The following is a 618-nucleotide window of genomic DNA, read 5'->3' on the forward strand; positions in this document are numbered from 1 at the left end:
GCACCGTCATCGAGTCGCTGAGCGGCAACATCGCTTATGCGATCGTCAGCCGGCCGGGCAATGGCGTCAGCTTCCATGATATCGAGAGCGTCCGCTCCTGGGCCGGCGCGCAGATCCAGGCGATCGCAGCCAAGGGGATCATCCAGGGGATGGGCGACGGCAGCTTTGCGCCGCAAGCCAAGATCACGCGGGCGCAGTTCGCCAAGATGCTCGCACTGGCGCTCGACCTCGAGCTGCCTGAGGGTCAGGGCCGCACGTCCGGCTTCGCCGATGTCGGTGAGAGCGACTGGTACGCGCCGTTCGTCGAGTCGGCTTATGCCTACGGCATCATCCAGGGCCGTGACGCGAGCACCTTTGCGCCGCATGCGCCGATCACTCGCGCCGAGATGGCAGCGATGATCACGCGGGGCGTGCAGCTCGACACTGTGGAGGAGACGGAAGAGACGGCGGGATCGGAGCTGGATGGCGTATTCGCAGACAGCGCCCAGATCCACGAGACGCTGAAGCCAGGCGTTGCTTACGCGGCAGAACAAGGGTTGATCGTCGGCAGCGAGGGCAGCTTCTACCCCAATCGCGACGCCTCCCGCGCCGAGGGCGCGGTCATCATCTATCGGATGC

1 protein-coding gene is annotated in these 618 nt (G+C 65.7%); it reads left to right on the forward strand.

The annotated features are described in order from the left end of the window. Window positions 1-618 (forward strand): S-layer homology domain-containing protein (locus tag PA598K_RS25705; RefSeq protein ID WP_148091995.1); only part of this gene is annotated, 618 nt, incomplete at both ends.

This window comes from Paenibacillus sp. 598K, from assembly GCF_003851045.1.
Classification (GTDB): Bacteria; Bacillota; Bacilli; order Paenibacillales; family Paenibacillaceae; genus Paenibacillus_D.